This is a genomic window from Photorhabdus viridis (genome assembly GCF_040256935.1).
GTDB lineage: Bacteria > Pseudomonadota > Gammaproteobacteria > Enterobacterales > Enterobacteriaceae > Photorhabdus > Photorhabdus viridis.
Genome location: NZ_JBEJZY010000010.1, coordinates 22515 through 42802 on the forward strand (window position 1 = coordinate 22515; position 20288 = coordinate 42802).

The 20288-nt window shown below is 44.9% G+C and carries 20 protein-coding genes; all 20 read right to left on the bottom strand.

Going from position 1 to position 20288, the window contains the following annotated elements:
* Positions 1-3: 3 nt before the first annotated feature.
* A complete protein-coding gene (gene lipA / locus ABR397_RS05705) occupies positions 4-969 on the bottom strand; it encodes a lipoyl synthase (protein WP_350304864.1) in 966 nt (321 codons plus the stop codon).
* 111 nt (positions 970-1080) lie between these two features.
* Complete coding sequence (gene lipB / locus ABR397_RS05710; RefSeq protein WP_350304865.1) at positions 1081-1722, bottom strand: lipoyl(octanoyl) transferase LipB; 642 nt, start codon at positions 1720-1722, stop codon at positions 1081-1083.
* Positions 1723-1853: 131 nt separating this feature from the next.
* Positions 1854-2117 carry a DUF493 family protein YbeD gene (gene ybeD / locus ABR397_RS05715; RefSeq protein ID WP_350304866.1) on the bottom strand — a complete coding sequence of 88 codons (264 nt, stop codon included), beginning with the start codon at positions 2115-2117 and terminating at the stop codon, positions 1854-1856.
* A gap of 160 nt (positions 2118-2277) precedes the next feature.
* Complete coding sequence (dacA, locus tag ABR397_RS05720; protein WP_350304867.1) at positions 2278-3489, bottom strand: D-alanyl-D-alanine carboxypeptidase DacA; 1212 nt, start codon at positions 3487-3489, stop codon at positions 2278-2280.
* Positions 3490-3651: 162 nt separating this feature from the next.
* On the bottom strand, positions 3652-4659 hold the full coding sequence (rlpA, locus tag ABR397_RS05725) for an endolytic peptidoglycan transglycosylase RlpA (RefSeq protein ID WP_350304868.1): 1008 nt from the start codon (positions 4657-4659) through the stop codon (positions 3652-3654).
* A gap of 13 nt (positions 4660-4672) precedes the next feature.
* Entirely contained in the window at positions 4673-5785 is a 1113-nt protein-coding gene (gene mrdB, locus ABR397_RS05730; RefSeq protein ID WP_350304869.1) for a peptidoglycan glycosyltransferase MrdB, read from the bottom strand.
* Between the two features lie 8 nt (positions 5786-5793).
* Complete coding sequence (gene mrdA, locus ABR397_RS05735) at positions 5794-7689, bottom strand: peptidoglycan DD-transpeptidase MrdA (RefSeq protein WP_350304870.1); 1896 nt, start codon at positions 7687-7689, stop codon at positions 5794-5796.
* Positions 7690-7727: 38 nt separating this feature from the next.
* Entirely contained in the window at positions 7728-8198 is a 471-nt protein-coding gene (rlmH, locus tag ABR397_RS05740; protein ID WP_350304871.1) for a 23S rRNA (pseudouridine(1915)-N(3))-methyltransferase RlmH, read from the bottom strand.
* A gap of 2 nt (positions 8199-8200) precedes the next feature.
* Positions 8201-8527, bottom strand: coding sequence for a ribosome silencing factor (gene rsfS, locus ABR397_RS05745; RefSeq protein ID WP_350304872.1), 327 nt, complete (start codon positions 8525-8527; stop codon positions 8201-8203).
* A gap of 98 nt (positions 8528-8625) precedes the next feature.
* Positions 8626-9303 (bottom strand): nicotinate-nucleotide adenylyltransferase, encoded by a 678-nt coding sequence (gene nadD, locus ABR397_RS05750; RefSeq protein ID WP_350304873.1) that lies wholly within the window; start codon positions 9301-9303, stop codon positions 8626-8628.
* Complete coding sequence (gene holA / locus ABR397_RS05755; RefSeq protein WP_350304874.1) at positions 9287-10327, bottom strand: DNA polymerase III subunit delta; 1041 nt, start codon at positions 10325-10327, stop codon at positions 9287-9289. The genes nadD and holA overlap by 17 nt, the downstream gene beginning before the upstream one ends.
* Positions 10324-10872, bottom strand: coding sequence for an LPS assembly lipoprotein LptE (lptE, locus tag ABR397_RS05760; protein ID WP_350304875.1), 549 nt, complete (start codon positions 10870-10872; stop codon positions 10324-10326). Before lptE ends, holA begins: the two co-directional genes overlap by 4 nt.
* 13 nt (positions 10873-10885) lie before the next feature.
* The gene (leuS, locus tag ABR397_RS05765; protein WP_350304876.1) at positions 10886-13468 is read right to left on the bottom strand and encodes a leucine--tRNA ligase; all 2583 of its coding nucleotides are present in this window, start codon (positions 13466-13468) and stop codon (positions 10886-10888) included.
* A 162-nt stretch (positions 13469-13630) separates the two neighbouring features.
* Positions 13631-14356 carry an amino acid ABC transporter ATP-binding protein gene (locus ABR397_RS05770; protein ID WP_350304877.1) on the bottom strand — a complete coding sequence of 242 codons (726 nt, stop codon included), beginning with the start codon at positions 14354-14356 and terminating at the stop codon, positions 13631-13633.
* Positions 14356-15030 carry a glutamate/aspartate ABC transporter permease GltK gene (gene gltK / locus ABR397_RS05775; protein ID WP_021323057.1) on the bottom strand — a complete coding sequence of 225 codons (675 nt, stop codon included), beginning with the start codon at positions 15028-15030 and terminating at the stop codon, positions 14356-14358. Before gltK ends, ABR397_RS05770 begins: the two co-directional genes overlap by 1 nt.
* Positions 15031-15771 carry an amino acid ABC transporter permease gene (locus tag ABR397_RS05780; protein ID WP_021323056.1) on the bottom strand — a complete coding sequence of 247 codons (741 nt, stop codon included), beginning with the start codon at positions 15769-15771 and terminating at the stop codon, positions 15031-15033. It abuts the gene before it with no gap.
* A 133-nt stretch (positions 15772-15904) separates the two neighbouring features.
* Entirely contained in the window at positions 15905-16798 is an 894-nt protein-coding gene (locus ABR397_RS05785) for an amino acid ABC transporter substrate-binding protein (RefSeq protein ID WP_350304878.1), read from the bottom strand.
* Positions 16799-17249: 451 nt separating this feature from the next.
* Positions 17250-17711: a carboxymuconolactone decarboxylase family protein gene (locus ABR397_RS05790; RefSeq protein ID WP_350304879.1), complete on the bottom strand. Its 462-nt coding sequence runs from the start codon at positions 17709-17711 to the stop codon at positions 17250-17252.
* A gap of 121 nt (positions 17712-17832) precedes the next feature.
* Positions 17833-19362, bottom strand: a complete 1530-nt coding sequence (lnt, locus tag ABR397_RS05795; protein ID WP_350304880.1) for an apolipoprotein N-acyltransferase — start codon at positions 19360-19362, stop codon at positions 17833-17835.
* Between the two features lie 7 nt (positions 19363-19369).
* Positions 19370-20251 carry a CNNM family magnesium/cobalt transport protein CorC gene (gene corC / locus ABR397_RS05800; RefSeq protein ID WP_350304881.1) on the bottom strand — a complete coding sequence of 294 codons (882 nt, stop codon included), beginning with the start codon at positions 20249-20251 and terminating at the stop codon, positions 19370-19372.
* Positions 20252-20288: the final 37 nt, after the last annotated feature.

Below are 20288 nucleotides of genomic sequence, written 5' to 3' on the forward strand. Positions count from 1 at the left end.
TGATTATTTGACTTCTTCGCCTCTGGCTTGTAAATCAGCGTGATAAGAAGAACGAACAAATGGTCCGCAGGCAGCATGACTGAATCCCATAGCCAGAGCTTCTTCTTTCATTTCATCAAAGTCCTGTGGGCTGACGTAGCGCTGTACTGGTAAATGATGACGGCTAGGTTGTAGATATTGGCCTAGAGTTAACATGGTGACACCATGGCGGCGCAGATCACGCATAACATCAAGAATTTCTTCGTTGGTTTCACCAAGACCCACCATCAGGCCAGATTTGGTAGGAATATCGGGATGGGCTTCTTTGAATTTTTCGAGCAATTTCAGTGACCATTCATAGTTTGCGCCGGGGCGTACCTGACGGTAAACCCGTGGCACATTTTCCAGGTTATGGTTAAAAACGTCGGGAGGTGTTGCTGTTAATATTTCAAGTGCACGATCCATACGTCCACGGAAATCAGGAACCAAGGTTTCAATTTTAATGGATGGGTTTTTTTCACGAATAGCAGAGATGCAGTCAGCAAAGTGTTGAGCACCGCCGTCGCGCAGGTCATCACGGTCAACGGAGGTGATGACGACATAGCGCAGTGCCATATCTTTGATGGTTTGAGCCAGTTTTACCGGTTCATTGGTATCGGGCGCCATTGGGCGGCCGTGGGCTACATCACAGAAAGGGCAACGGCGGGTACAGATTGCGCCAAGGATCATAAAAGTTGCTGTACCGTGGTTAAAACATTCAGCCAGGTTAGGGCAGGAAGCTTCTTCACAGACGGAATGCAGACCATTCTTGCGCATGGCCGATTTGATACCCTGAATGCGGCTGGAATCCGCAGGAAGTTTGATTTTCATCCACTCAGGTTTACGCAAGATTTCTGTACGTTCGGTCATCACTGTTTTGACAGGGATCAGCGCCATTTTGTCTGCGTCACGGTACTTAACTCCGCGTTCCATCTGAATTGGTTTACTCATAATCGTGCTGGTTCCAGTGTTAAATTCATCAGGTTGAGATTTATCATTCAGCCTACTGTATGATAAATCCATTAAAAAATTTTTGAAAAATGTTAAAAAATTATAGCATCTTTAACTATTCGGTTTAAATCCTAACTGCTGGCAAAATTTTTCTACCAAAATGGGGTGTACTTGCTCAACAGTAATTCCAGGGACTAAATCACTCAGTTGAATCATTCTCATACCGGCATAGCCACAGGGATTAATACGCAGAAATGGTTCTAAATCCATTGCGATATTAAGTGCCAGTCCGTGGAAAGAGCAGCCTTTACGTATTCGTAATCCTAGAGAGCAGATTTTAGCTTCCTCGACATAAACACCTGGAGCATCCGGGCGGGCATAAGCTTGTACACCAAAGTGAGCAAGTGTTTTAACCACGGTATCCTCTATTGCTGTAACCAGTTGCCGTACACCAATTTTGGCGCGTTTGATGTCAATCATGATATACATAACCTGCTGGCCGGGACCATGATAAGTAACTTGCCCACCGCGATCGGATTGAATAACCGGGATATCACCGAGAGATAGCAGATGCTCAGATTTACCTGCCTGCCCTTGAGTAAATATTTTTGGATGCTGTACCAGCCAGATTTCATCGGGTGTATCAGTATCTCGCTGCTCAGTAAACAAGTGCATTGCATCAGAAATCGGCTCGTAGGGTTGTATTCCTAATTGGCGTAAGAAGATCGTTTTATGTTGCAATTGAAACATCATTTGATAGCTATAAGATTTGGTCAGTATAACCCTCAGAAGAGATTCTCACCAGTTTAGTCCACTTGAAACTATGGTGTTTCTGATAGATAAAGGATCCCCCGTGAAATTACAGGGGATTTTTCTGGCTTGTATTACAACACTACCCGTACCAGTTCAAGGTTGCCTAACTCTTCATACAGAGTTTCTACCTGTTCAATATGAGTTGCATTAATAGTAATGGATACTGAGTGGTAGCTGCCTTTGCTGCTTGGCTTCACTTGTGGGGAGTAATCGCCCGGCGCATGGCGCTGAACTACTTCAACGACCTGATTGACTAACTCAGGCTCAGCCAAGCCCATCACTTTGTAAGTGAATGAACAAGGGAACTCGAGCAGTTCATTTAATTTCGTTTTCATGGGCGCTCCTGTTTTGCTTTCCGCAATACGTACGGTCAGTCTCTTCTGTAAAATTCGATATTTTCCCCGCTTTAAATCGCGGGGATTTTTATTGTGGTCAGGCTATAAGCCTGGCTCGCTTCTATGGGTTATGTTTTTTATAGTTTAACTATTTCAAGGATTAGCCAAACCAATGATGAAATAGCAGTTTGATGTAATCGATAAAACGGCTGAAGATGCTGCCTTCTTTCACTTCATTCATGATGACTAATGGGCGTTGTTCAACAGTCTTGCCATCAAGTTGAAAATTGATGGTACCGACGACCTGACTTTTCGCTAACGGTGCATGTAATTCAGTATTATTCATGACATAACTGGCTTTCAAATCTTTCAGACGGCCACGGGGAATAGTTAGATAAACATCTTTATCAACGCCTAGCTGAACCCTATCGTTGTCTCCGAACCAAACCGGTTCAGAAGCGAATTCTTTGCCAGCTTTCAGTGGCGCGACGGTTTCAAAGAAACGGAACCCCCAAGTTAGCAGTTTCTTACTTTCTGTTTCACGACCCTTATAAGTATGGCCGCCTAATACCGCAGAAATCAGACGCATATCGCCTTCCGTTGCAGAAGCGACCAGATTATAGCCTGCGGCATTCGTGTGGCCGGTTTTTATACCATCTACATTCAGGCTTTTATCCCACAATAAGCCGTTTCGGTTTGTTTGACGGATATTATTATAGGTAAATTCTTTCTCTTTATAGATAGCATACTCTTCAGGAACATCGCGGATCAGGGCCTGACCAATCAGCGCCATATCACGGGCAGAGCTGTATTGGCCTTCCGCATCCAGACCATGAACTGTTTTGAAATGTGTATTCTGTAAGCCAAGGGATTTTGCATAGCCGTTCATTAGATTAACGAAAGACTCTTGGCTGCCGGCAACATAATCCGCCATTGCAACACAGGCATCATTACCGGATTGCAGGTTTATACCGCGGGATAACATAGAAACTGAGACCTGATCTCCTGGTTTGAGGAACATCAGGGAGGAACCTTTAAATACCGGATTACCTGTTGCCCATGCATCAGTGCCAACAGTGACCATATCATTTGGGCCGATTTTGCCTGATTTGATTGTCTGACCAATAACGTAACTGGTCATCATTTTTGTCAAACTAGCAGGATCACGGTGTGCGTCCGCGTTCATCTCAGCCAGAACTTTGCCTGAGTTATAGTCGATAAGAATATAAGCTTCAGCATCAATTTGGGGCACGCCTGGGATCATCGTTTTCAGGTTTACATCGTTCCCATCGGCAAAGGCAGAAGCACTTATTGCCAGCGCAATACCCAAGGTGGCACTTTTTATAAAACGAGAAGTGGTTGTATATTTCATGGTCGGTTGGACAACATCCGTGAGAAAAGGTTGATATCGGGCCACATCATAGCAAATGAAAAAAAATACTGACATTGGCAAATTTTAACAAGCAACAGGTTTACATTTTTTTACCTCGCTTGCTGATATCAGTGTTAAAGCCCGATATCAGCAAGCGAACAATTAAGGGCTGACGATAAAGGAAGATTGTTGTATTTGATCAGCCAGCTTCTGTTGTAAATCGGTAGCTTGCTGGCGATTGTTGAATGGCCCCAATTGTACACGATAAACGTTGCTATATTGGGTTATTCGTCCTTGAACATTAAAGCGTTGTTCCAGGGTTTGTTGCCACTCCTTTGCCCGTTGTTCACTGCTAACCGCACCAACCTGGACCATAAAACCATTTGTTGAAGGGGATGATGCAGTCGTTGTTGATATACTGTTTGTTACAGGTTTAGGCGGTTGTAACTTCATTGTAGGCAGTTGCCCAGTGACTTCCGGCTGTATCGTCAACGGTTGTGTCTGCTCCACTGGTTGATTTGCCAAAGGCTGGCTGCCCGTTTGATCGGGAATATTCTCCATTGTTGGTGTTCCCAGTGGCCCTGTTGTTAAAACTGGCCTGCCGGGTAGCGCATAACTCTGTTTAACTATCTGGCTGCCGACAGTACCGGGACCAGATAAAGAACCATCTTGGGCAACCTGAATAAAATCAATCTTAACTTTGGTACTTTGAGTCAGGTTCAGGCGTTCAGCAGAAGCTTTTGACAGATCGATAATCCGCCCCTGTTTATAAGGACCACGATCATTGATTCTGACAACCATCATACGGCCATTACTCAAGTTGGTCACACGGACATAACTCGGAATTGGCAGAGTAGGGTGGGCTGCCGTCAGAGCATAAGGATTGAAACGTTCACCAATCGCTGTCATTTTGCCGCTGGATTCTGCGCTATACCAACTGGCATAACCCGTTTCACTGAACTGAGATGGGTCTTGAACAATATGATAAATATGTCCGTTCATCTGATAATCATTATTGGCGCTGGGGTGATAAGGCTCATAATGAGGCTCGGCGCCCAGAACATCCTGCGTTGGTACTGCCGGTGACGGGGAAGATTTTTGCTCGTCAGGAGTGGTACAGCCGGATAATGAAGCCACAATCATGCCGAGTATAATCCAGTGTTGACGCATTGAAACCTCTTCTCTATAAACTTTTAGATAATAATTTTCTGTGAGTGTGAATCGACATTATAATTCCGAAACCAGCCATTAAGACGATCAATGCTGAACCGCCATAACTAACAAATGGCAGAGGAACCCCTACCACAGGCAGGATACCGCTCACCATGCCGATATTTACGAAGATATAAACAAACAAGATCAGCATCAGGCCGCCAACCATGACCCGGCCAAAAGTATTCTGTGCTCTGGTTGCGATAACCAGCCCGCGCATAATTAATAACAAATATAATGTTAATAACAGTAGCACGCCAATCAAGCCAAGCTCTTCCGATAGCACGGCAAATATGAAGTCTGTATGGCGTTCAGGAAGAAATTCCAGCTGAGATTGTGTCCCGAACAACCAGCCTTTACCTGATAAGCCTCCGGAGCCAATAGCGATTTTCGATTGAATGATGTGATAACCCTTACCCAATGGGTCAGTTTCTGGATCAAGTAACATCATTACGCGATCACGTTGGTATCCATGCATCAGAAAGAACCACAAGATAGGGATAAAACAGGCTAATAGCAGAGCAGCAATACTAATCAGCCGCCAGCTCATTCCGGCAAGGAACAGGACAAACAGACCGGAAGCCGCGACTAGAATTGAAGTACCCAGGTCTGGTTGGGCGGCGACCAGTAAAGTGGGTAGAAAAATCAGCATTAAAGCGATAGTGGTATTTTTCAGCGATGGCGGACATAAATCGCGGTTCATAAAACGGGCAATCATCAGTGGTACTGCGATTTTGGCAATTTCAGAAGGTTGGAAACGGATGATCCCCAGATCAAGCCAGCGCTGTGCCCCTTTACTGATCTGGCCGAAAGCATCGACGAAAATCAGTAAAATGACACAAACAATATATAGATAAGGCGCCCAACTTTCATAAACTCTTGGTGGGATCTGCGCCATAATGATCATAACAACAAATCCGGCGCCAATTTGGCCGATTCTGCGCTCCATCATCCCCATATCTTGGCCGCTGGCGCTCCACATAACAAAAGCGCTGTATACCAGTAGTGCCAGAATGCACAGCAGCAATGGCGGGTCGATATGTAATCTGGTCCAGAGAGGAACCTTTTTCTGGTTTTCTGTCATGGTGTTGTTCAGTCACTTTCTGTTCCGGGTGGTGCAGGGGCAGCATCCGGTAATATTGTATTGTTATCCCCTAACTGTACATGGTCGAGGATCTGGCGGACAAGAGTTCCCACTGCCGGACCTGCACCACCATTCTCTAAAATAATGGAAAGGGCTACCGTCGGATTCTCATAAGGGGCGAAAGCAATCATCAGTTTGTGATCCCGTAAATGTTCAGCAATTTTACTGGCATTGTAAGTTTCATAACTATAGACCTGTGCTGTTCCTGATTTAACGGCTGCTTTATACGGTGTGCCGATAAAACTCTTGTGTCCGGTACCATTTGGCAGGTTAGCAACACCATACATGCCACTTTTCGCCAGTTCCCAGTACCCTGAATGGATATCACCAATCTGAATATTTTTCGTTTGTTGATAAGGGATCATTTCACCTTTCAACTTTTTACCCAGTAACAGATGCGGCGTTTTCACATTACCGTCGTTAATTAAGGTTGTCAGCGCCTTGACCATTTGAATGGGGGTTGCTGTCCAGTATCCCTGGCCGATACCCACAGGAATAGTATCTCCCTGATACCAGGGTTTTTTATATTTTCTTTGCTTCCACTCTCGGGTTGGCATTATCCCTGTACGTTCTTCAGCCAGGTCGATTCCGGTGTATTCCCCATAACCAAATTTGGTCATCCACTCAGACAGACGATCAATGCCCATATCATAGGCAACTTGATAGAAGAAAGTATCGGCAGATTCCACAATGGCTTTATATGCATTGAGACTACCATGCCCCCAGCGTTTCCAGTCACGATAGCGTTTTTCTGAACCTGGCAATTGCCACCAGCCCGGATCAAAAATGGTTGTATTTTTATTGATAATGCTTGTGCTGAGTGCTGCAACGGTAATGAAAGGTTTAACGGTTGAAGCCGGAGGATAGATCCCTTGGGTCGCACGATTAATAAGCGGTCGGTCAGGGTTGTTTAATAATTCCTGATAGTTCTTATTGGAGATACCGTTTACGAACAGGTTTGGGTCATAACTAGGGTTAGATACCAGGGCCAGAATTTCCCCATTCCTTGGATCACTGACCACGACAGCGGCCCGGCTGGTTGTGAGAAGTTTCTCAATATAGATCTGCAATTCAAGATCGATAGTCAGGTAAATATCCTGTCCGGCCTGCGGCGGTTGTTCATGTAATTGACGTATCACACGGCCACGATTATTGACTTCAACTTCTTCATAACCGGTTCTGCCATGTAAAATAGACTCATAATAACGTTCAATACCCAGCTTGCCGATATCATGGGTGGCTGCATAATTGGGTAAAATCCCTTCTTTATCCAGCCGTTCCACATCTTTATCGTTAATTTTAGCGACATAGCCAATGATATGAGTCAATGCTGAACCATAAGGATAGAAACGGCGTTGATAGCCTTTTATTTCAAGGCCGGGAAAACGGTACTGGTTAACAGCAAAACGCGCCACTTGAATATGATCAAGCGACGTTTTCAATGGGATAGAGGTAAAGCGGCGTGAGCGCTTACGTTCTTTTCCAAAGTTGGCAATGTCTTCGTCAGTCAGATCGATAACATCCCGTAAATCATTTAGTGTTTGCTCAAGATGTTCTACCTTTTCAGGTACGATTTCCAACTGGTAAATTGTTCGGTTAAGTGCCAATGGTGTGCCTTTACGATCATAAATAATACCCCGACTTGGCGCGATTGGAACCAGTTTAATACGGTTTTCGTTTGAGCGTGTTTGGTAGTCTTCGTGGCGGGTGATTTGTAAATGATAAAGATTGGCAACCAAGACACCCGTCAGTACCAAGATAACAATAAACGCCACCAATGCGCGGCGGGCAAACAGGGCTGATTCAGCCGTGTAATCACGAAAAGGGGTACGTTTATTTTTCATCCCATTGCCAGAATTCGCTTTATCCGTTGGTAACCAAATTATTCCCGATGATAGGGATGATTGGTGGTAATACTCCATGCCCGGTACAGGCTTTCTGCAACTAAAACCCGGACTAAAGGATGGGGCAAGGTCAGTGGCGACAGTGACCAGCTCTGTTCTGCGGCAGCTTTACATGCCGGCGCAAGACCTTCTGGCCCGCCGATCAGCAAACTGACATCTCTGCCATCCTGTTTCCAATGTTCAAGCTGTTGCGCCAGTTGAGGTGTTTCCCAACGGGAACCAGGAATATCCAGAGTAACAATACGGTTGCTTTTGCCGACAGCAGCCAGCATTTGTTCTCCTTCTCTTTCCAGAATGCGTTTAATATCCGCGTTTTTGCCTCGTTTTCCAGCCGGAATTTCTACCAGATCAAATGGCATGTCTTTTGGAAAACGGCGCAAATAATCCATAAAGCCGGCCTGTATCCAGTCCGGCATTTTTGTACCTACAGCGACTAATTGCAGCTTCAAACTCAGCTCCAAAGCTTTTCAAGTTCATACATGCGTCGACTCTCTTCTTGCATCACATGTACAATCACTTCACCAAGGTCTACGACAATCCAGTCAGATATGCCCTGTCCCTCAACACCAAGTGGAGTCAAACCACTCGCACGACAGTCACCAACCAGATTGTCTGCGATAGACATCAGATGGCGGTTGGAGGTTCCGGTGCAGATAATCATGCAATCGGTAATGCTAGATTTCCCGTGAACATCCAGAGAAATAATATCCTGTGCTTTGGAGTCTTCAAGTTTATCAATAACAAACTGTTGGAGTTCTTTACCTTGCAAAAGGTTCATCCTTATTTTTTATTAAAATTGAGCAAATAGTGCGGAATAATAGCATGCCAGGTCACTTAAGGGTAAGCCAACTAAGTGACTAATCGGGGCAGATTTCGCTATTGGCGATATAACCCCTGTGAATCTATATACTTTTGTACTGAAGGGGGTAACAAATCATCATAACTTAGCCCTTGCTGGTGACGTTGCCGAATATCTGTTGCTGAGATACGTAACAATGGCGTATTTGCCAGATAGATATAACCGTTAGGTTTGCTACTAAGCAGAGCGGGATCGTCGATTTGATGTTGGGTAAGCCATTGCTGCATTTCGATTGTAGAAAGCTGGGTTTGATAACTGGGACGAGCACAAACTAGCAAATGGCAGATATTCAGCAGTTCTTGCCAGCGGTGCCAGGTATGTAGTGATAACAAAGCGTCTTGGCCGATTATAAATGCCAGTGGTTGATTTTCACCAAACTCTTGACGGAATGATTCCAACGTATCAATTGTGTACGATGGGGTGGTACGCTCCAGTTCACGGGTATCAATGGTGAATAGAGGATTGCCCTGTACTGCCAGCCGAACCATTTCAAGCCGTTGTTGCGCGGTGGCTTCTGGCTGTGGGCGGTGGGGAGGGATATGATTTGGCAGTAGAATCACTTGCTTTAGGCCAGTTTGATGTGCCAGGGCTTCAACTGGATGCAGGTGTCCATAATGAATTGGATCAAATGTTCCACCAAATAATGCCTGAATAACGGGATGTGTCGGACAAAGAGAATCAATGGCGTGAGACATTAAAAAAGCTCTCAGGTAATGTTTTCCCACATAACAACATGGAAATTGTTTCTAAATCTGGCCAAACGGACTGACCGTAATCTTGTTTCACCCGGAGTTCCATTTGTACAAGTAAATGGACTGCCAGCTGTAAATCATGCTGAGTTAAGCGTTGTAGTGCATTTGTTAGTAACGGACGGCGGTTTTGCCATATTCGATATTGATCTAACAGAATTTTTATAGCAGTTGTGGTGCTTTGGCGCTTTAGTGTAAGTAGCAGCAGTAATTCACGTTGTAGGGTACGTAACAGAATAACGGCCTCACAATCTTCCTGTTGTAACTGTTTCAGAATATGCCAGGCTCGTTTTGCCTTACCTGATAATAGAGAGTCTACCCAGTGATAAGGTGTAAAGTGAGCCGCGTCATTCACTGCATTTTCAATACGGTGTAAGGTCAGTTTACCATCTGGATATAGCAGGAAGAGCCGCTCAAGAGCCTGAGTCAGCGCTAATAAGTTTCCTTCATAGCAGTAACACAGCAGTTGATTGGCTTGCTCTTCCAGAGTCAATTTCATGACTTTGGCTCGTTGCGCGACCCATTGAGGCAGGCGGTTCAATTCGGGCGTTTGACAACTGATGTAAACACCGTTTCTCCCTAATGTTTTAAACCAGCTACTATTCTCCTGAGCTTTAGTCAATTTTAAACCGCGCAATATCAGCAGTATATCCGGATGAAGTAATTCCGCCAGTTTTACCAGTTGTTCAGCCATTACTGTATTAGGGCCATTTTCCGGCAACAGTAAAGTGAGTGTTTGACGACTAGCAAACAGGCTTAATGATTGGCAAACACTGAATACTTCATCCCATTCGGTATGATTATCCAGAGTATAAGTGAAGTGTTCAGTGAAAGAGTGCTGTTCAGCCGCCTTGCGAATATGATCCTGGCTTTCCTGTAATAGCAGGGGTTCATTGCCCCATATCAGATAACAGTTTCGCAGCCCTTCATTGAGCTGCGAAATCAGTTGTTCGGGATAGAGTTTGATCATTGTGCTTGCGCAGTTTGCTGTTCCGCTTGTTTTTCTCTGACTTTCTGTTTTTCTGCACTGTGAACAGTCAGTAACTGGCGAACTAACTGACGTGCAGCTTGCTCGCGCATTTCTTGATTGATCATCTCGTTTTCAGCATCTTTTGCCAGTGCTTCTAACGGGTTGTCGAAGAAAGAACGGTCAACTCTGGATCGAAGCGGGTAAATGCTACCGTTTGGCATAATAACCTGTGCATCGACATACAGTGTTAGTTGGCGTTCAGCAGCCTTACCATCCTGGAAAACGGAAACGGTGTCTTTATTTTCAGAAGAACCGATTAGCCTCAGAATAGGGATTTCGGCGCTACCATTCTCAAGAATAGTGACGTTATTCAGACGAAGTTGTTGGCGAACAGAACGGGTCAGAGGTCCATATGGATCACTGCCTGTTAATTGCAGCTTTTTGAGCTCCGGTGGTACCTGAGTGGTACCGCGCAGATGAAAACCGCAGCCAGCGGTGACTAATACCGCTAGCCCCAGCAACAACGTTAAAATACGATGCCGCACATTGCCTCCTTTATCAGCCGACGACCAGATTCAGCAGTTTGCCTGGTACATAAATGACCTTACGAATAGTGACGCTTTCAAGGTATCTCGCCACTCCATACTCTTTTACTGCCATATTATGAACATATTCTTTAGTAGAATCTGCCGGTACAGTAACACGACCACGTACTTTACCGTTAACTTGAATGACTACCAGTTTGGTGTCATCAACCATTGCTTGCTCATCAGCTTGCGGCCAGTCAGCCGTATCGATATCACCTTCACCGCCCAGAGCTTGCCACATAGTAAAACAAGCGTGAGGCGTGATTGGTGACAACATACGGACAACCGCCAACAGCGCTTCCTGCATCAGAGCGCGATCTTGCTCTGTTTCCTGTGGTGCGCGAGTCAGTTTATTCATCAATTCCATCACGGCAGCGATGGCCGTGTTGAATGCCTGACGGCGACCGACATCATCGGTAACTTTAGCGATGGTTTTGTGCAGATCACGGAACAGATCTTTCTGTTCCACGGTCAGATTTGTGATCTCCAGCGGCTGAGTTGCTCCTTTACTGCTATGTTCATAAACTAGGCGCCATATACGTTTCAGGAAGCGGTTTGCTCCTTCAACACTGGACTCTTGCCATTCCAGAGTCAATTCTGGTGGAGCAGCGAACATCATAAACAGGCGGACGGTATCGGCACCGTATTTTTCCACCATCAATTGTGGATCAATACCGTTGTTTTTGGATTTAGACATTTTGCTCATGCCGGTGTAAACCAGCTCGTGGCCTTCTCTGTCTGTCGCCTTGATGATACGACCTTTATCATCACGTTCAACAAGGGCATCAGCTGGGGAAATCCAAACTTTTTCGCCATTCTTGCCAATATGATAGAAAGCATCGGCCAGAACCATTCCCTGGCACAGCAGACGTTTTGCAGGCTCATTAGAATTGACCATACCAGCGTCACGCATCAGCTTGTGGAAGAAACGGAAATACATCAGGTGCATGATAGCGTGTTCGATACCACCGATATATTGATCAACTGGCAGCCAGTAGTTAGCCGCAGCCGGATCAAGCATACCTTTGTCATATTCTGGACAGGTGTAACGAGCGTAGTACCAGGAAGATTCCATAAAGGTATCGAAGGTATCTGTTTCACGCAGCGCTGGCTGACCGTTGATAGTGGTTTTCGCCCATTCAGGATCAGCTTTAATCGGGCTGGTGATACCATTCATGGTGACATCTTCCGGCAGAATAACCGGCAGTTGATCTTCTGGAGCCGGAACAACGGTACCATCTTCCAGCGTTGCCATTGGAATAGGAGCACCCCAATAACGCTGGCGGGAAACTCCCCAATCACGCAGGCGATAGTTGACTTTACGTTTACCTACGCCCATTTCGACCAGTTTATCAGCAATGGCGTTGAAACCAGCTTTGTGATTCAGGGCGCTGAATTCTCCGGAGTTAAACAGGACATTCTTGTCTGTCACTGGTGCTTCATGAACATTCGGTTCGTTGCCTTCACTGTCCAGAATAACCGCTTTGATTGGCAGGTTATATTTTGTCGCAAATTCCCAGTCGCGTTGGTCGTGACCAGGAACTGCCATGACAGCACCGGTGCCGTATTCCATCAAAACAAAGTTTGCAACCCAGATTGCCACTTTCTCTTTGGTTAATGGATGAATAGCAAACATGCCGGTTGCCATGCCTTTTTTATCCATTGTCGCCATATCTGCTTCAGCAACTTTGGTGTTACGGCACTCATTAATGAAAGCGGTCAGTTCAGGGTTGTTTTCTGTTGCTTGTTTTGCCAGAGGATGACCTGCGGCAACCGCGACATAAGTGGCGCCCAGGAATGTATCAGGGCGGGTGGTATAGACGGTCAGTTTCTCCTGACTGCCAGCCACATCAAAAGTAATTTCTACACCTTCAGAGCGACCAATCCAGTTGCGTTGCATGGTTTTGACCTGCTCAGGCCACTCTTCCAGTGTATCCAAATCGTTTAGCAACTCCTCGGCATAATCAGTGATTTTGATAAACCACTGTGGAATCTCTTTACGTTCAACTTTGGTGTCACAACGCCAGCAGCAGCCGTCAACCACTTGCTCATTTGCCAAAACGGTCAGATCGTGGGGGCACCAGTTAACTGCGGAGGTTTTTTTATAAACCAAGCCCTTTTCATACAGTTTAGTGAAAAACCACTGTTCCCAACGGTAATATTCAGGCGTACAGGTAGTGACTTCACGATCCCAGTCGTAACCAAAACCCAGTGTTTTCAACTGGCCTTTCATATATTCGATGTTGGCATAGGTCCATGGAGCCGGCGCGGTGTTATTTTTTACCGCTGCGCCTTCTGCGGGTAGGCCAAATGCATCCCAGCCAATAGGTTGCAGGACATTTTTGCCAAGCATACGCTGGTAGCGGGAGATAACATCACCAATAGTGTAGTTACGTACGTGACCCATGTGTAGTCGGCCAGAAGGGTAAGGTAGCATGGACAGGCAGTAATATTTTTCTTTGCTGTTGTCTTCTGTCACTTTAAAAGTTTGCTTCTCTTGCCAGTGAAGCTGAACTTGCGGCTCTATATCTTCTGGACGGTATTGTTCTTGCATGACACCGATGATCCTATGGTGAGTAAAAAGCTACGCTTGTAGCAATCATTTAGTTGGTGAAATATGAGGTCGGCATAGCATATCTGATTTGATACGCGAGCAACAGGGGTTCTGAGGGAAAATCCGGCGGCGACAGGCGCCACCACCGGAAGTGAGATAATACTAATGAAGAATTTTAGCCAGAAACTCTTTGGCGCGATCCGATTTTGGATTGGCAAAGAAATCTTCTTTCTTGCTGTCTTCAACAATTTTGCCTTCATCCATAAAGATAACCCGATTGGCTACTTTACGGGCAAAACCCATTTCGTGGGTAACAACCATCATAGTCATGCCTTCGTCTGCCAGCTTAACCATGACATCGAGTACTTCATTGATCATTTCAGGGTCGAGTGCGGAAGTGGGTTCGTCGAACAGCATGGCAATAGGGTCCATACAAAGTGCACGGGCGATTGCCACGCGTTGTTGCTGACCACCGGAAAGTTGTGACGGGAATTTGTTGGCCTGACTGGCAAGCCCGACACGCTCAAGCAGTTTCAGCCCTTTTTCTTCTGCCGCTTTTTTATCACGGTTAAGCACTTTAACCTGAGCCAGAGTAAGATTCTCAATGATGGAGAGGTGTGGAAACAGCTCAAAGTGCTGGAACACCATACCGACTTTTGAACGTAATTGCGCTAGATTGGTGTTTTTGTCATTGACTTTAATGTCATTAACCAGAATTTCACCCTGTTGGATGGATTCCAGGCCATTGACCGTCTTTATCAGGGTTGATTTGCCGGAGCCAGATGGGCCACAGACCACAACGACTTCACCTTTTTTAACTTCAGTTGAGCAGTCAGCAAGAACCTGAAATTGGCCATACCATTTGGATACATTTTTCAGGGAGATCATCAAACAGTCCTTTTCTTCAAATAGTTAACCAGCATAGATGCGGCAAAACTAATAATAAAATAGATAAAACCAGCAAACAGGATCATTTCAACCTGAGTACCATCACGCTCACCGATATTTGCCGCAGTACGGAAAAAGTCCGCTAAGCTGAGTACATACACCAGTGAGGTGTCTTGAAACAGCACAATCCCCTGTGTCAGTAATAGCGGGGTCATTGCACGGAATGCCTGAGGCAAGATCACTAGTCTCATACTTTGCATTGACGTCATACCCAATGCCAATGCCGCTGAAGATTGCCCGCGGGAAATACTCTGAATGCCCGCCCGAATAATTTCTGAATAGTAAGCTGCTTCGAAAAATGCAAACGCGACCATTGCGGAAATTAAACGAATATCTGTTTTGGGTGAAATTCCCAGAACATCTTGCAATAGGCTGGGTACAATCAAATAGAACCATAACAGTACCATAACCAATGGTACAGAACGGAACAGATTGACATATAAAGTTGCAAACCAGCTCAGGGCCTTGACAGAAGAGAGGCGCATAACGGCCAGTACAGTTCCCCAAAGGATACCGATAACGATAGCAATAATGGTGATTTTTGCTGTAATGACTAAGCCTTGCAGCAGAAAAGGGATACTGGGAACAATAGAACTCCAGTCAAACTCGTACATTTATTGACCTCCAATATTACCCGGTAAACGCACTTTCTTCTCAAGCAAGTGCATGGCAAGCATAATCACCAGATTGATTCCGATATAGGCCAGTGTGATAGCAGTAAATGACTCATAAGCATGTGCTGAGTAGTCGAGTAATTTACCTGCCTGTGCCGCCATATCCACGAGGCCAATAGTGGAGGCGATAGCGGAATTTTTTACCAGATTCATCATTTCTGAAGTCATTGGTGGAATGATGACCCGGTAAGCATTTGGCAGCAGGACGTAGCGATAGGTTTGCGGCAGGGTTAACCCCATTGCCAACCCCGCTGCTTTCTGACCGCGTGGTAATGATTGTATGGCAGCCCGAACCTGCTCACACACACGTGCAGCGGTGAAAAGACCTAAGCAGATAGTGGACGAAATAAAAAACTGGATGTTAGGATCCAGTTCAATTTTAAACCATATACTGATTTTTTCCGGCAACAGCTCAGGCATAACCAGATACCAGGTGAAAAATTGAACAATCAATGGTACGTTACGAAAAAGTTCAACATAACAGGTACCTATCCCAGATAATATTTTATTGGGAACAGTGCGTAAGATGCCGAAGAATGAACCGACAACGAAAGCGATAATCCAGGCACAGATAGACAAGGCAATTGTCACTTGAAATCCGGCTATCAACCAGCCGAGATAAGTGGTATTGCCAAAAGGGGCAGCTTGCAAAAAGATGTCCCAGTTCCAATTAATTGACATAATAATACTCCCTGCAAGGGTATGGCTTGATCCCTTGAAAACACTTGATTGGCCGAGAAAAAAAAGCGAGGTAGGGAACGGCTACCTCGCACCCTGTGATGCCAATCAAATTGTCATTTTTTTAATTATATATTTAGTTAAGTGCCTTATCATTCGGCGATTTAAATAGTTCTTTCATTTCATCAGACAAAGAGAAGTTCAAGTTCAGATTCTTGGGAGGAATCGGGTGTTTGAACCAGAGCTCAAATGATTTCTCTGCTATGCCGGAGGCTTGTGCCTGAATAATGGTTTCATCGATCAGCTTTTTGAACTCAAGATCGTCTTTGCGTAATATGCAACCGTAAGCTTCTTTAGATTGAGCTTTACCCACAATCTCCCACTGAGCGGGCTTTTTCGCTTTCGCGCGTTCACCAGCTAATAGAGCATCATCCATCATAAAGGCCACTGCGCGGCCGGATTCCAAGGTACGGAATGCGTCACCATGATCTTTTGCGCTGATGATACGCATTTTCATGTTTTTCTCATCATTGAGTTTATTCAGCAATATTTCAGAAGTCGTACCGGAGGTGACAACAACGTTTTTACCAACTAAATCTGGGAAATCTTTTACGCCGGAATCTTTTTTAGTCAGCAAACGAGTACCAACAATAAAGATGGAATTAGAGAAGGTAGCTTGTTTCTGGCGCTCAGGGTTATTGGTAGTGGAGCCACATTCGAAATCATAAGTCCCATTTTGTAGCAGTGGAATACGATTTTGAGAAGTCACTGGTATCAATTTTACTTGAAGATTTGGCATGTCCAGTTTCTTCTTTATGGATTCAACAATCAGATTGGAATAATCCTGTGAGTAGCCGACGACTTTTTGTTGATTATCGTAGTAAGAAAAAGGCACGGAGGATTCACGATGTCCCACAATGATCACGCCATCATCTTTAATCTTTTTCAATGTTCCCGTTAATTCTTCGGCTTGAGCAGCACCTGCCACGCCAAGTAACATTATGGTTAATACTAGGTTACGCATTCGCATATACAACTCCTTCGATGTGATTATCGTTTGCGATGTCATGTTTGCAAAAGTCTCTCTGTGATTTGTTTTTAATCAAGGATCATTTGCTGTTATATGTATATATGGTGTTAAAAAATAGTACAAAATGGTTAGGGAATGAAAATGAATTGTTTCCATTTCGGGAGCTGTCTCGCACTATAAATGAACAATCCTACTTATTTTGCACAATTAAGGTGTGTGATTATCACTTTTTTGGTGCACTTTCCCGTTTTTATTAGTGAAACAGGTATTTCCCTTTTTATTCATAGAGATAAAAGCAATTAACGTGCCAAAGTAATAAGGAGGGATAAAATTAATGCCAATAAATCATTTGGTTAGATTATTTTTGTAACGTCAATCATTGAGAATTGGCATGGTTAACTATTGGTGACAGTTATTTGGAGTTATTACAGAATAACCATGCCGGATTGTATCAGGAGGGGTCAATGGTGGGATTGGGCAAAGTATATTTCATACCAATTGCCAGACGATTCCAGAGATTGATAAGGCCGATCAATAACGTCAAATCGACAATCTCTTTTTCATCAAATTCAGCCAATAATGGGGTGTAATGTTCATCATTTGCCTCAATTTCGGCAATCCGGGATAAAACATCTGTCCAGCCTAAAGCGGCACGTTCCCGTGATGTGAAAATAGCGGCTTCTTTCCAGGCGCTCAGGAGGTAGAGTTTTTGCTCGCTGCTTCCTGCTTTACGGGCCGCTTTGGAATGCATATTAAGACAAAAGGCACAGCCATTGATTTGAGAAGCTCTTACCTTGATGAGTTCGATAAGCTCTTTACCGAGGGTTGATTTATAAGTTAATTCATCGACCTTGGCTATCGCGCTATAAAGTTCTGGTGAAATTTCCGCTGGCCGCGGACGGTTTGCTTGCATAACTTGTTGCTCCTTTGTTTTTTTCTATCGATTGAATGAAAAAATGGATTGAAAGTTAATTTGTTTCTGCGTGATATAAGGGAGCCATTTTGCTCCCTTTTTGTTTGTATGGATATTTGGATCAAGATTGCCGGCGGTTATAGATCAGTGCAAATAGGGTAAACAATATCGTGATTCCCCATACTGGCCAGTTACCCCAGCGTGCATATGGTGTTATCCCGGTTGCGGGTGTCACCTTAACTTCTAAAACATTACGGGTAAATTGTGGGAGTGCTGCCTGCACTTTCCCATCTGGGCCGATAACGGCTGTAATGCCATTATTTGTACCACGTAACAATGGGCGTCCTAATTCGAGGGAACGCATGCGTGCCATTTGGAAATGCTGCCAAGGGCCGATGGAGTGACCAAACCAGGCATCGTTGGAAACAGTCAGCAAGAATTCAGTATCCGGTTTGAAATTAGCACGAACTTGCTCACCAAGTATAATTTCATAACAAATGGCGGCGGTCAGATTATATCCGGCAACAGAAAGTTGTGGTTGAGTGTAGTTACCACGGCTGAATGAAGACATTGGCAAATTAAAGAATGGCGCCAGAGGTCGGAGCAGAGATTCTAGAGGAACAAACTCGCCGAATGGTACCAGATGATATTTATCGTAGCGAATGGCTGCGGGATATTGATAAGGTATTTTATCACCCAGAACAATCAAGCTGTTGTAGGTCTTATAGCTACTATCAACCGCTCTTTCATCAACAATGCCGGTAATAAGGCTGGTGTGCTGATTGCGTAATAGCATATCCAATTTTGCCAGAAAATTACGTTGGTAACTTTCCAGTGAAGGAATTGCAGATTCCGGCCAGATGATTATCGGTATTTTACCGATGTATGGCAGGCTGTTACCCATATAGATATCCAGAGTTTCACTGAGCATTTTTGGGTCCCATTTTAGGGATTGTGGGATGTTTCCCTGAACCAGCGCCACATCAACCGCTTTTTCAGACAATAGGTTGTACCACTGATAATGGCGCATTGGCCACGGTAATAGCAGAATGGCGATAGCGATAATACCAGCGACAATTTTTCGGTGCGTGATAGCCAGAACTAACAACCCGCTGATAGCCATTAACAGGAAAGTGATGGCTTCAACACCTAAGATAGGTGCAATGGCTTCCATTGGGCCATCTAACTGGCTATAGCCGAATTGTAGCCAGGGAAAACCGGTCAGAACCCAACCACGCAGGAATTCGGTGAGTTGCCATAATGCAGGTGCTGCTACCGCGAGTCTCAACCCATTCGTCTTTGCGAAAAAACGGTTGAGTAAGCCAGCAAATAAAGCAGGATAGAGTGAGAGATAGGCAGCAAGTAATATGACCAGTAGAATATTAACAGCGGTTGGCATGCCCCCAAAATTGGCAATGCTGACATACACCCAGTTTATACCTGTGCCAAACAGACCAAGCCCCCAGAAAAAAGCAATAAATGCTGCTTGCCGGACTGTTCTGTTTAAAGTCAGAAGTTGTAGCCCAAATAAGGAGATAATAGCGGCAGGCCAGAAGCCAAAAGGTGAAAAAGCCAGTGTTCCACTGGCTCCGAAAGATAGTGCCAGCAAAGAGCGAAGCCGCTGGCAATTTAGTAATGAGACTTTGTTCATCCCGATCCTATTCTTCTTCGAGGTTAGGCATTGGCGCATCGTCCGGTATCGTAACATGAACCTGAATGATTCTCCGGCTATCGGACATAGCAACTTTGAAGAGATAACCGTTGATATCAACAGACTCCCCTCTGGCGGGTAAGTGACCGAATGCCTGCATAACCAGACCACCAATAGTATCCACTTCCTCATCGCTGAATTGGGTACCAAAGGCTTCATTAAAGTCTTCAATCTGGGTTAGCGCTCTCACCGTATAGGTATGACGGCCCAAGGCCCGAATATCGACATCTTCTTCTTCATCGTATTCGTCTTCAATTTCACCGACGATCAGTTCAAGAATATCTTCGATAGTGACCAGACCCGATACACCACCAAATTCATCAATGACGATTGCCATATGATAACGCAGAGAACGGAACTCTTTCAGCATGCGGTCAACCCGCTTACTTTCAGGTACAACAACAGCCTGACGCAGAACTTTATCTATGCTGAATGGTGGGGCATCGGTGCGCATAAATGGCAACAAGTCTTTTGCCATTAAAATTCCTTCAATGTGATCTTTGTCTTCGCTGATCACAGGGAAACGTGAATGAGCCGAATCGATAATCACATCCAGACATTCGTCCAGGGTTTGATTACGTTTTAAGGTAACGATTTGGGAACGGGGGATCATGATATCGCGGACACGTTGATCGGAAATATCCATGACCCCTTCGAGCATATCGCGGGTATCAGGATCAATCAGATCGTTTTGTTCAGAGTCACGGATCAGCTCCACCAGTTCATCACGGCTTTTTGGCTCGCCGTGAAAGAGCTGGTTAAGAAGAAGTGTAAAAAACCCTTTCTTAGGGCCAGGGTTATCGTTACTTGAAGAATGGTCGTCGCTCATGGCGTTTTAATGAAAATTTCCCATTAAATAAGTTGTT

Coding starts and splice junctions, on each gene's coding strand:
- lipA (WP_350304864.1), bottom strand. CDS start 969: ATGAGTAAACCAATTCAGATGGAACGCGGAGTTAAGTACCGTGACGCA.
- lipB (WP_350304865.1), bottom strand. CDS start 1,722: ATGATGTTTCAATTGCAACATAAAACGATCTTCTTACGCCAATTAGGA.
- ybeD (WP_350304866.1), bottom strand. CDS start 2,117: ATGAAAACGAAATTAAATGAACTGCTCGAGTTCCCTTGTTCATTCACT.
- dacA (WP_350304867.1), bottom strand. CDS start 3,489: ATGAAATATACAACCACTTCTCGTTTTATAAAAAGTGCCACCTTGGGT.
- rlpA (WP_350304868.1), bottom strand. CDS start 4,659: ATGCGTCAACACTGGATTATACTCGGCATGATTGTGGCTTCATTATCC.
- mrdB (WP_350304869.1), bottom strand. CDS start 5,785: ATGACAGAAAACCAGAAAAAGGTTCCTCTCTGGACCAGATTACATATC.
- mrdA (WP_350304870.1), bottom strand. CDS start 7,689: ATGAAAAATAAACGTACCCCTTTTCGTGATTACACGGCTGAATCAGCC.
- rsfS (WP_350304872.1), bottom strand. CDS start 8,527: ATGAACCTTTTGCAAGGTAAAGAACTCCAACAGTTTGTTATTGATAAA.
- nadD (WP_350304873.1), bottom strand. CDS start 9,303: ATGTCTCACGCCATTGATTCTCTTTGTCCGACACATCCCGTTATTCAG.
- holA (WP_350304874.1), bottom strand. CDS start 10,327: ATGATCAAACTCTATCCCGAACAACTGATTTCGCAGCTCAATGAAGGG.
- leuS (WP_350304876.1), bottom strand. CDS start 13,468: ATGCAAGAACAATACCGTCCAGAAGATATAGAGCCGCAAGTTCAGCTT.
- ABR397_RS05770 (WP_350304877.1), bottom strand. CDS start 14,356: ATGATCTCCCTGAAAAATGTATCCAAATGGTATGGCCAATTTCAGGTT.
- gltK (WP_021323057.1), bottom strand. CDS start 15,030: ATGTACGAGTTTGACTGGAGTTCTATTGTTCCCAGTATCCCTTTTCTG.
- ABR397_RS05780 (WP_021323056.1), bottom strand. CDS start 15,771: ATGTCAATTAATTGGAACTGGGACATCTTTTTGCAAGCTGCCCCTTTT.
- ABR397_RS05785 (WP_350304878.1), bottom strand. CDS start 16,798: ATGCGAATGCGTAACCTAGTATTAACCATAATGTTACTTGGCGTGGCA.
- ABR397_RS05790 (WP_350304879.1), bottom strand. CDS start 17,711: ATGCAAGCAAACCGTCCGCGGCCAGCGGAAATTTCACCAGAACTTTAT.
- lnt (WP_350304880.1), bottom strand. CDS start 19,362: ATGAACAAAGTCTCATTACTAAATTGCCAGCGGCTTCGCTCTTTGCTG.
- corC (WP_350304881.1), bottom strand. CDS start 20,251: ATGAGCGACGACCATTCTTCAAGTAACGATAACCCTGGCCCTAAGAAA.